The organism is Neisseria sp. HMSC065D04, assembly GCF_001815675.1.
GTDB lineage: Bacteria > Pseudomonadota > Gammaproteobacteria > Burkholderiales > Neisseriaceae > Neisseria.
In genome coordinates, this window is the sequence record NZ_KV821496.1 from 75,705 (window position 1) to 84,181 (window position 8,477).

Annotated in this window: 6 protein-coding genes; 3 read left to right on the top strand and 3 right to left on the bottom strand. The window is 49.9% G+C overall.

What is annotated here, in order from left to right; translation table 11 throughout:
• Positions 1-157: 157 nt before the first annotated feature.
• Positions 158-424 carry a hypothetical protein gene (locus HMPREF3050_RS04285; RefSeq protein ID WP_003760069.1) on the bottom strand — a complete coding sequence of 89 codons (267 nt, stop codon included), beginning with the start codon at positions 422-424 and terminating at the stop codon, positions 158-160.
• A gap of 204 nt (positions 425-628) precedes the next feature.
• Complete coding sequence (gene yhbY / locus HMPREF3050_RS04290; RefSeq protein WP_003760073.1) at positions 629-913, bottom strand: ribosome assembly RNA-binding protein YhbY; 285 nt, start codon at positions 911-913, stop codon at positions 629-631.
• A gap of 108 nt (positions 914-1,021) precedes the next feature.
• On the opposite strand from yhbY, the gene HMPREF3050_RS04295 reads away from it, so the two are divergent.
• The 3 genes from HMPREF3050_RS04295 (at position 1,022) to recB (ending at position 7,769) form a co-directional block, all read left to right on the top strand.
• Positions 1,022-1,642: an RlmE family RNA methyltransferase gene (locus HMPREF3050_RS04295; RefSeq protein WP_070773646.1), complete on the top strand. Its 621-nt coding sequence runs from the start codon at positions 1,022-1,024 to the stop codon at positions 1,640-1,642.
• Positions 1,643-1,706: 64 nt separating this feature from the next.
• Entirely contained in the window at positions 1,707-3,698 is a 1,992-nt protein-coding gene (gene ftsH, locus HMPREF3050_RS04300; RefSeq protein WP_070773649.1) for an ATP-dependent zinc metalloprotease FtsH, read from the top strand.
• 429 nt (positions 3,699-4,127) lie between these two features.
• Complete coding sequence (gene recB, locus HMPREF3050_RS04305) at positions 4,128-7,769, top strand: exodeoxyribonuclease V subunit beta (protein WP_070773651.1); 3,642 nt, start codon at positions 4,128-4,130, stop codon at positions 7,767-7,769.
• A 195-nt stretch (positions 7,770-7,964) separates the two neighbouring features.
• Here recB and HMPREF3050_RS04310 read toward each other — a convergent pair whose 3' ends face one another.
• On the bottom strand, positions 7,965-8,183 hold the full coding sequence (locus tag HMPREF3050_RS04310; RefSeq protein ID WP_003760086.1) for an HP1242/YdcH family protein: 219 nt from the start codon (positions 8,181-8,183) through the stop codon (positions 7,965-7,967).
• Positions 8,184-8,477 lie beyond the last annotated feature (294 nt).

The following is an 8,477-nucleotide window of genomic DNA, read 5'->3' on the forward strand; positions in this document are numbered from 1 at the left end:
CGCCGTACTGGTTTAAAGTTAATCCACTATAAGTAAGAAGACGGCTAAAGATATGCCCATTTCATTGCCAATCCCGAATCATACAGGATAAAGGTCGTCTGAAAAACCAAAACCCCGACTACAAACCATGTAATCGGGGTCGACATTAAAAAAAGACTTAGTATTGGTATTGATTCTGCTCAGGATATTGGTTCTGCGCCGGGTAGGGATATTGATTCTGTCCGGACATTTGAGGCTGTACTTGTTGGCGGTTGTCGATTCTGCTACCGGTACGTTCCAATGCCTGACCTGCCTTACCGATACCGTGCCCAATACCGCTGACAGAACGCCCGATAATGCGTGAACCGTCTTCCCGAACGCCGTTCCAAGTATTGTGACAGCCTGCCAAAGTCAATAAAACCAGTGCAACAGATAATGCTTTCATGATGTGCTCCTATCGTTAGTATAGCCAATCTGCAGCTTTAAAAACTGCGGGTATGTTCCCATTGACAGTAATCAATCTCAGAGAGTTTATCGATTTTCCTGATTTTACGAGCGCATAACAAAAACACTTGGTAAGAGTCATAAATATTTTCAGACGACCTTTTGTACATCTGTCCTTAAGATGTCTGAATATGCTCTTGAAGAATCAAACCTCCAAGTTTTTACGCCACAACACCAACAGTTTGCCGATATGCTGAACCAGTTGCGCATCAACGGCTTCGCACAGCGCATTGCAAATTTCAACGCGCTCGGCGCGGTCGTCGCCAAATACACGGACTTTGATTAACTCATGCGCCGTCAGGGCGGCATCGGTTTCTTTGATAACGGACTCGGTCAAACCTTGTTGTCCCACCATTACAACAGGATGAAGGTGATGGGCACGGGCTTTCAATTCCAAAATTTCTTTGGTACTTAATTTATTGTCAGTCATGTTCTATTGCTTGAAAAGAAAGAATAATGCGGCATTGTACGCGATTTGGCGCAATCTCGGGGGAAAATAACGTACAATACAGCGTTTCTCTAAATCATTAAATTAATTATGGCAGTACGTTCAAAATCATCAAAAGCCTGGCTTCACGAACACGTCAACGATCATTACGTCCACATGGCGCAAAAAGACGGCTATCGCGCCCGCGCTGCATATAAACTACTGGAAATCAACGAAAAAGACAAATTAATCAAACCCGGCACGGTTTTGGCGGATTTAGGCAGCGCGCCGGGCAGCTGGTCGCAAGTAGCGGCAAAACTGGTCGGCAATTCAGGGCGTGTGTTCGCATTGGATATCCTGCCTATGGATGAAATAGAAGGCGTTTCTTTTATTCAGGGCGACTTCAGGGAGGACGAAGTATTAGGGCAATTTGAAACCCTGCTGGACGCCCGCCCACTAGACCTTGTAATTTGCGATATGGCACCCAATATGTCGGGTAACGCCGTAACCGACCAAGCCCGTAGCTTTTACTTGTGCGAACTGGCTTTGGACTTTGCCGTCAATCATTTGAAAACGGGCGGCAGCTTTTTGGTGAAGGTATTTCAGGGAGCGGGCTATCAGGAATATATGGCAGCCATGCGCGAAATCTTCGGAACGGTGCAGACGCGCAAGCCCGAAGCATCACGCAATCGTTCCAGTGAGATTTATTTATTAGGAAAAAATAAACGCTGACAATACAGGCAGCGTGTTTTAAAATCTTCCTTTCGTTTATCTTAATATCATGGAGTCTGGCTAAGTGGGGAATACCTTTAAGTCCATCCTGTTATGGGTCGCTTTGTGCGTCGGTCTGATGGCTGCGTTCAACGCACTAACCAGCAAGCAGGAAAACAAGCAGCAAATCGAATACTCTCAATTTATCCAACAGGTAAACAACGGTGAAGTGAGCAACGTCAAAATCGAAGGCTCCGCCATCATCGGCTATCTGATCAAAGGCGAACGTACCGATAAATCCACTTTCTTCACCAATGCGCCTTTAGACGATAATTTGGTCAAAACGCTTTTGGACAATAAAGTCCGCGTCAACGTTATCCCTGAAGAAAAACCGAGTATCTTTACCAGCCTGGTTTTCAGCCTGCTGCCGGTATTGCTGCTGATTGGTGCATGGTTCTACTTCATGCGTATGCAGAACGGCGGCGGTGGCAAGGGCGGCGCATTCTCTTTCGGTAAAAGCCGCGCCCGCCTGATGGACAAAGAAACCAATAAAGTTACCTTTGCCGATGTTGCCGGTTGTGATGAAGTAAAAGAAGAAGTACAAGAAATCGTCGATTATCTGAAATCCCCCAACCGCTATCAAAGCTTGGGCGGCCGCGTTCCGCACGGCATTTTGCTGGCAGGCAGCCCGGGTACCGGTAAAACTTTGCTGGCAAAAGCCATCGCAGGCGAAGCCGGTGTGCCTTTCTTCAGCATTTCAGGCTCCGACTTTGTTGAAATGTTCGTCGGCGTCGGTGCAAGCCGCGTGCGCGATATGTTTGAACAAGCGAAGAAAAACGCCCCTTGTATCATTTTCATTGACGAAATCGACGCTGTCGGCCGTCAACGCGGTGCCGGCTTGGGCGGCAGCAACGACGAACGCGAACAAACCTTGAACCAGCTTTTGGTCGAGATGGACGGTTTTGAAAGCAATCATACCGTTATCGTCATCGCCGCAACCAACCGTCCCGACGTACTGGATCCGGCATTGCAACGCCCCGGCCGCTTCGACCGTCAGGTTGTTGTTCCGCTGCCCGATATCCGCGGCCGCGAGCAAATCCTGAAAGTCCACGCGAAAAAAGTACCTTTGGACGAATCCGTAGATTTGACATCATTGGCACGCGGCACACCCGGCTTCTCCGGTGCGGATTTGGCCAACTTGGTCAATGAAGCCGCCCTGTTTGCAGGCCGCCGCAACAAAATCAAAGTCGACCAAAGCGATTTTGAAGATGCCAAAGACAAAATCTATATGGGTCCCGAACGCCGCAGCATGGTAATGCACGAGGACGAAAAACGTGCGACCGCCTACCATGAAGCAGGTCATGCGATTGTTGCCGAAAGCCTGCCGTTTACCGACCCGGTTCACAAAGTGACCATCATGCCGCGCGGCCGTGCGCTCGGTTTGACTTGGCAGCTTCCCGAACGCGACCGTATCAGCATGTATAAAGACCAAATGCTGAGTCAGCTTTCCATCTTGTTTGGCGGACGCATTGCCGAAGACATCTTCGTTGGCCGTATTTCCACCGGCGCATCCAACGATTTTGAACGTGCCACCCAAATGGCACGCGAGATGGTCACCCGTTACGGCATGAGCGATAAAATGGGCGTAATGGTTTATACGGAAAATGAAGACGAAGTATTCTTGGGACGCAGCATTACCCGTTCTCAAAACATTTCCGAAAAAACCCAACAAGAAATCGACGCAGAAATTCGCCGCATCTTGGATGAGCAGTATCAAGTAGCTTACAAAATCCTTGATGAAAACCGCGATAAGATGGAAATTATGTGCAAAGCCTTGATGGATTGGGAAACCATAGACCGCGATCAAGTGCTGGAAATTATGGCAGGCAAGCAACCCAGCCCGCCTAAAGATTACAGTCACAATCTGCGTCAGGACAATCCGGAACAATCTGAAACCGAAGCGGCAACACAAGCTCCGGAAGCAGTCAGTCAGCATGAACCTGCTTCCACAGAAACCGCTCGAGAGCCAACTGATAAAGCCCAAGAGTTATCTGACAAACCGGAAGACCAAGCTTAATCGCACTAAAGAAAACGGCAGCCTAAAAGCTGCCGTTTTTTGTTTGCCTTACCCTATTTCTACGGCTGATATCAACAATTATAGTGGATTAACTTTAAACCAGTACGGCGTTTTGCCTCGCCTGTACTATCTGTACTGTATGCGGCTTCGTCGCCTTGTCCTGATTTATAAGTGGATTAAAATAAAAATGAGACAAGGCGGCAACGCCCGCCGTGTACGGGTAGTACATAAGGGCGTTGGCAACACCGTATCATTGCAATTTTAATCCACTATAAATTTAATCCACTATAAATCCAACGGAATGCAACCGAAAATCGCAAGCCTGCCATACAACCAAGCCAAAGCCCGTTTTCACCCCCAAGCTCCCCACCGTTTTCAGACGACCTCTGCTATGATTACGCCTTCTGTCTGTACTTCCCTCCTTTTATCATGCCCGCCAATGCCTCCATTCCAGCCTTCGATCCCCTAAGCATCCCCATAGCAGGTACCAATCTGATTGAAGCCTCTGCCGGCACGGGCAAAACCTACGGCATTGCGGCTTTGTTCACGCGTTTGGTCGTGCTTGAGCAGATGCCTGTCGAAAGCATTTTGACCGTTACTTTTACCAAGGCGGCAACGGCGGAATTGAAAACCCGTTTGCGCGCCCGTTTGGACGAAGTATTGCAGGCTTTGGAGAGCGTGGAGGATACGGACAATCTTTCAGACGACCTCGCAGCATACTGCCGAGACAATCATCCGGGCGATGTGTTTCTGACCGGTTTGCTCAAACAGGCATTGGCTCAAGAAAGTCGAGCGCGGCTGATTGTCCGCCTCAAGGCTGCCATCGGGCAATTCGACAACGCCGCGATTTATACCATTCACGGCTTCTGCCAACGCATTTTGCGCGATTATGCGTTTTTGTGCCGCGCGCCTATGGATGTCGAGCTGACCGAAGACAGCCGTGACCGCCTGCTGATTCCCGCTCAAGATTTTTGGCGCGACCGCATCGTCAATCATCCCATTTTGGCGAAGCTGGTATTCCAACGCCGCCAAACGCCGCAAACCATGTTGGCGGCAATACAAAAGTTCGTCAGCCGTCCGTATTTGGTTTTCAGACGACCCGAAGCAGACTTAGTCGCCGCGCAGGAAAAATTTCGGAAAACATGGGAAAAAGTGCGCCCCAAATTGGACGCTTTGGAAGAAACATTCTGGCGCATCCGTCCGATATTAAATGGCAACTCATACCAAGAAAAAACATTCAAAACCGTCTTTCTCGAACTCCAATCCGCCTCCCAATCCGATGCCCTTCCTTCTTTTAGCAAAACGACGGCAGAAAAGCTGCCCATGTTTGCCGCAGAAGCCTTAGAGTCCAAAGTCAAAAAAGGCAATACTCCCGATGCTGCCGCCTTTGCCGATTTGCAGATATTGGCGAATCTCGGCGCAGATTCGGCTGCCATCGTGCAAGCCGAAGAAGAGACGCTTACCCTGCTCCACCTCGACCTGCTTGACCATCTTAATGCCAGTCTGAACGAACAGAAAAAATCCAAGCGCGAACGCGGTTTCGACGATTTACTGCTTGATGTTTACGACGCATTAACCGACAACCCGCAGGCCGATTCACTGGCTCAAGCGGTGGCTCAAAACTGGCGCATCGCCTTGATTGACGAATTTCAAGACACCGACCCGCTGCAATACGAAATCTTCCGAAAAATCTTTATCAGCCAAAACAAGCCCTTATTCCTAGTCGGCGACCCGAAACAAGCGATTTACAGCTTTCGCGGTGCCGACATTTACGCCTATCTGCAAGCCGCAGCCGACGCGCAACACAGCTACACACTGGCGACCAATTACCGCAGCCATGCCAAGCTGATTAACGGCATAGGCGCATTGTTCCGCTGCAAAAACCGCCCTTTCGTCTTGGACGGCATAGACTATACCGAAGTCGGCGCCGCACGTTCCGAAAGCCGGCTTTCGCCGCCCCAAACTGCCATACAGATACTCTGGCTCAACGGCAAAGACGACGAAGTACTCAACAAAGACATCTTGCGCCGCCGTGCCTCCGAATATTGCGCCGACGAAATCGCCCACACGCTCAACGAAGCTGCCGAGGGTCGTCTGAAATTCAAAGACAGGCCGGTCGTTTCGGGCGACATTGCCGTCTTGGTCAGGACGTTTAACGAAGGCGTGATGGTGGCAAAAGCGCTGAAGACGCGCGGCATACAAAGCGTTTTGCTCTCAAGAGAATCGGTTTTCACCACGCCCGAAGCCCTCGCCCTTGCCGCGCTGTTGGATTATTGGCTCAATCCCGGACAAATCGGCTCGCTGCGCTTTGTCTTATCCGGCACATTGTTCGGCTACGACGCGCAAGCCCTGTATCAACTCAACCGCAACGAAGCCGAATTATTAAACTGGATAAACACCGCCGCCGAATCCGTCTCCATTTGGCGGAAAAGCGGGATTTATGCCGCGCTGCAACACTTCTCCTCGTTGCACGGCATCGAAACCGGACTGCTTGCACGAGGTGACGAGCGCGGCCTCACTAATTTCCATCAGCTTTTAGAGTGCCTCTCTGAAGAAGAAGGACAAAGCCTCAGTCCCGCTGCCCTACATCAATGGCTCAACGACCAAATCAGCCTCGCGCAAGACCGCTCTGTCGGCGAATCAGGACTGTTACGGCTTGAAAGCGACGAAGCACTGGTCAAAATCGTCACCATGCATGCCTCCAAAGGTTTGCAATATCCTTTGGTCTATTGCCCTTTCGTTTGGGACGCGAAAGACATGAAGCCCGCCGATTGGCAAATCCTCCACACCGCCGACCACACTACGGAACTGCTTGCCAAATCGCAACTCGACGAAGAAGACTGTATCCACCTTGCCGACGAAGAAATGGCAGAACGCCTGCGCCTGCTGTACGTCGCGCTGACCCGTGCCGAAGAGCAGCTTGTCCTTTATGCCGCCCATTGCGGCGATACCGCCGATTCCCCTTTTGCCTACCTGCTTGAAGGCAGCGCCGACAGCAATCGGGTGTCTACCCGCCAAGCTTATGAACAAGAACGCAAAGCAAACAAAGCCGTAGGCGAGCTGCAAATGCTGAAAAACAACTGGCTGCGTTTCCTCAACAATCCCCCCGAACATACCGACTTCAGCTTTTCCGAAGACGCGCCGCAACCCGCAGCCGCGCAAAACCGCCAACTTTCAGACAACCTCTATCAAGCCGCCGTTATCCCCGCCCGTGGATTTCAGTTCATCCGACATACCAGCTTTACCGGCCTCAGCCGCCAAGTCAAAACCCGGGACGACGAACGCGAAGAATTACAACCCGCACTCGACCCCGCAGAAACCGCCGCCGAAACAGAAAGGTCGTCTGAAACCGCCCTCCTCGTTTCAGATGACCTCCCAAACACCGACATCCACCATTTCCCGCGCGGCGCCAACGCCGGTGTCTGCCTGCATGAAATGTTGGAAAAATTCAACTTTGCCCAAAGCGCCGAAAGCCAAAGCAGCCTGATAGCCGAAACCTTGACCCGCTACGGCTTCGACCTACTCTGGACAGATGCCGTCAAACAAATGCTCGACACCTGCCGCAAAACGCGCCTTGTTGCACAAAGCCTGTCTGAAATCCCACCCGAGCGTCACCTTCCGGAAATGGGGTTCACCCTCTACACCGAAGACTTCAAACTCCATGACCTGCGCCGCTGGTTTGCCCGCGAAAACAGTTCACTGCCGCCGGAATGCATCGAAGCCGCAGAAAGATTAGATTTCCAAGATATACAAGGCTTTCTCAACGGCTTCATCGACATGGTCTGCCAAGATTCAGACGACCTCGTGTGCATCATTGATTACAAATCCAACCATCTGGGCGACAGCGCCGAAGCCTATACGCAACAAGCCATGAACGAAGCCGTAGCAGACCACCACTACTACCTGCAAGCGCTCATCTACGCCATCGCCGTAGCCCGCTATTTCAAACTGCGCGGCAAACCGTTACCCAAAATCGCCATCCGATACCTCTTCCTGCGCGGATTGGATGGCACGGACAACGGCGTCTGGCAATGGAACCTGGATACCGAATCCTTGGCGCAATGGCTGTAAATGGAATGAAAAAGGTCGTCTGAAAATATACGCGCAAGCGTTTTCAGACGACCTTTGCTTTGTATTCATGCAATAAAACCAGCACCTGTTTATTGTCTGTGATTCCTTTGCCTTATCCCGTCCTACGTTTCATCCGCAAACAAAAAGGTCGTCTGAAATCCCGATATCGGTTTCAGACGACCTGAGAAACTCGAATTATTTGCCTGCTGCTTTTTGCAGAAGAGCGTACAACTCGTCTTTCAGTTTCAATTTAGCTTTTTTCAGCTCTTCGATTTCTTCAGAGCCGCTGGTAACAGGGTTGTTTACCAAACCGGTAATTTTGTCATCCAGCTCGTTATGCTCATCAAACAATCGTGCAAAATGCGCATCTTCTTGTTTTAATTTTGAAATTAAATCGCGATATTCTGGAAACATTTTGTTTTCCTCTTTCGTTGATATGGATAAAACGGCGCAATGCCAAGAAACTGATGGAAATCTCTATAGTTTCATTATAACAAAGCTATCACTTTTATTCAGCCTTTTTTATCAGGCTGAGTCTGAGCGATATCAAACCCATTCGTTCGTAGAACAGCTTTTAAATATCCGTGTTTTGACACAATATAAAGAGAGTAACAAGACATTATTTTCTCAATATTTATCAATACACTGCATAAAACCTGATTAAGCCCGCAATCCAAATATAGTGGATTAACTTTAAATCAGGACAAG